The organism is Mycobacterium sp. SMC-17, assembly GCF_045310915.1.
Classification (GTDB): domain Bacteria; phylum Actinomycetota; class Actinomycetes; order Mycobacteriales; family Mycobacteriaceae; genus Mycobacterium.
Genome location: NZ_JBJIAK010000123.1, coordinates 1 through 2,390 on the forward strand (window position 1 = coordinate 1; position 2,390 = coordinate 2,390).

Genomic DNA, 2,390 nt, shown 5'->3' on the forward strand with positions numbered 1-2,390 from the left:
GACAACCGGACCTGGCACCCCGACACGCCCCAAATCGCCACTGCGGCGGCTTGACACGGTCATTGAGAGTCCTTTCGGCGGTCAAACTTCGGTGGCGGGCAGGGTCGGTCAGCAGTGCGTCAAAAAGTGTTCGAGGACCTTGGCGCCGAACTGTAGTGCGTCAACGGGTACCCGTTCGTCGACCCCGTGGAACAGCGCGGCGAAATCCAGCTCGGGCGGCAGTCGCAGCGGCGCGAAGCCGAAGCACCGGATACCCAGGCGCACAAACGCTTTCGCGTCGGTGCCGCCCGACATCATGTAGGGCACCGTGCGGGCGTCGGGGTCGACGGCCAGGATGGCGGCATTCATCGCGTCGACGAGGTCGCCGTCGAACGTGGTCTCCACGCTGGGCAGGTCCCGTTCCCAGGTACGGGTGATGTTGGGACCGAGCAGCGCATCGAGTTCGCGCTCGAAGGCCTCCTTGCGACCCGGCAGGACGCGGCAGTCGACCATGGCCTCGGCCGTCGCCGGGATGACGTTGGCCTTGTAGCCGGCCTTGAGCATGGTGGGGTTCGCGGTGTCGCGCAGCGTGGCGCCCACGATGCGCGCGATGCCGCCCAGCTTGGCGATGGAACCTTCCAGGTCCGGCGAGGTCGGGTCGAGGTCGTAGCCGGTCTCTTCGGAGACCGCCGCCAGGAACTGCTCGACCGACTCACTGAGCACCAACGGGAACTGGTGCCGGCCCAGTTTGGCGACGGCTTCGGCGATCTCGGTGACGGCGTTGTCGTCGTGCACCATCGAGCCGTGCCCGGCGCGGCCGCGGGCCGTCAGCCGCATCCAGGACAGGCCCTTCTCGGCCGTCTCGATGAGGTACAGCCGGCGTTCGCCGCCCTCCTTGGTCGGCACGGTCAGCGAGAAGCCGCCGACCTCGCCAATGGCCTCGGTGATGCCGTCGAACAGGTCGGGCCGGTGGTCGACGAGCCATTGGCAGCCGTAGGTGCCGCCGTGCTCCTCGTCGGAGACGAAGGCGAAGACGAGGTCCCGGGGCGGGACGATGTTGTTGCGTTTCAGATGCCGCGCGACGGCGATCATCATGCCGCACATGTCCTTCATGTCGACCGCGCCGCGGCCCCACACGTAGCCGTCCTTCACCGCACCGGAGAACGGGTGCACGCTCCAGTCGGCGGGCTCGGCAGGCACGACGTCGAGGTGGCCGTGGATCAGCAGGGCGCCCCGGTTCGGGTCGGCGCCTTTGAGCCGTGCGAACAGATTGCCGCGCCCCGGCGCCCCCGCCTCGACATACTCGGTGGTGTAGCCCACCTCGCGCAGTTTCTCGGCCACCCAGCGGGCGCAGTCTTCCTCGCCTTTGGTGGTCTCCGGCTCGCCGGTATTGGACGTATCGAACCGGATGAGGGAGCTGACGAGGTCGACGACTTCGTCTTCGGGCGCAGTCACAGTCACATTCGTACCACCTCGGTTTTGGACTGAGCACCTCGATCCGTTAGCCTAAGCTGCCCGGCCAGACGGCTGGGCAGGTCCGAGTGGCGGAATGGCAGACGCGCTAGCTTGAGGTGCTAGTGCCCTATTAACGGGCGTGGGGGTTCAAGTCCCCCCTCGGACACATCCGGCGACACGACTTAGGTCGGCAGTCGCCCTCACTTGCCGCAGGTGCGGGTCGTAGTCAAGACGCAAACCCAGACTTGCGTACACCTGAGCGCGTTCCGCTCCGGTTGCCTTGCCGAGCACCGCCGCAAGCCCGCCCAATTCTCCGACCAACTCGCTGATCTGCGCCGCAGACATCGCGTGGGGTCGCTCCACATGCTCAAGACGCGCCTTCAGCTCGTCGCGCTCGGCCGTCCGGCGGCGGAGCGCAGCAGTCAAATCCTCGACGGCCACACCAGACTCCACCGCAGCGACCAGGGCGGCGATCTTGCTGTTCACCTCGCTGAGCTCACGCTGCAAGGCGGCATATCCGTTTCCTGCCGCCGGGTCCAGGTCTTGCCCTCGCGCGAGGTCTTCCGGATCGGCCAAGGTGGCGATCCATTTATCCAGTCGCGCGGTCACCTCGTCTTCCCGGAGATACACCGTCCGCGGGTGATCACTCAGGTCGACAGGTACCGAACGCGACTTGCCGAGCTCGCATCGGTAGAGAATGCGCGTTGTCTGCTTCCCTGGTCGGGCGGCCCCCTGCATCCGCCGGCCACATGCGGCGCAGTACAGCAGCCCACGAAGCGCATAGGGCACGGTCGATTCTCTGCTGCAGACGAGCCCAGGCCCTCGGCGCGCCTGTGTCCGAAGACGAACGGCCTGCGCCAGCTCGTCTGTGATCAGCGCTGATAGCGTCCCGGGGAGTGGTGGACTTCGGATCTGGCGTGGTTCACGCGTTGTGATCAACGAGTCATGGTGAACGC

General features: G+C 66.7%; 1 protein-coding gene, 1 tRNA gene and 1 pseudogene. 1 reads left to right on the forward strand and 2 read right to left on the reverse strand.

Features of this window, described 5'->3' with window-relative positions; all coding sequences use genetic code 11:
- Positions 1-108: 108 nt before the first annotated feature.
- Positions 109-1,440 (reverse strand): M20/M25/M40 family metallo-hydrolase, encoded by a 1,332-nt coding sequence (locus ACJH7A_RS30275; RefSeq protein WP_318987366.1) that lies wholly within the window; start codon positions 1,438-1,440, stop codon positions 109-111.
- 74 nt (positions 1,441-1,514) lie between these two features.
- Between ACJH7A_RS30275 and ACJH7A_RS30280 the strand changes: the two genes are divergently transcribed.
- Positions 1,515-1,600: transfer RNA gene (locus ACJH7A_RS30280), tRNA-Leu, on the forward strand.
- Here ACJH7A_RS30280 and ACJH7A_RS30285 read toward each other — a convergent pair.
- Positions 1,582-2,322: pseudogene (locus ACJH7A_RS30285) on the reverse strand (recombinase zinc beta ribbon domain-containing protein); the annotation flags it as partial. The gene ACJH7A_RS30280 and the pseudogene ACJH7A_RS30285 sit on opposite strands and share 19 nt — an antisense overlap.
- Positions 2,323-2,390 lie beyond the last annotated feature (68 nt).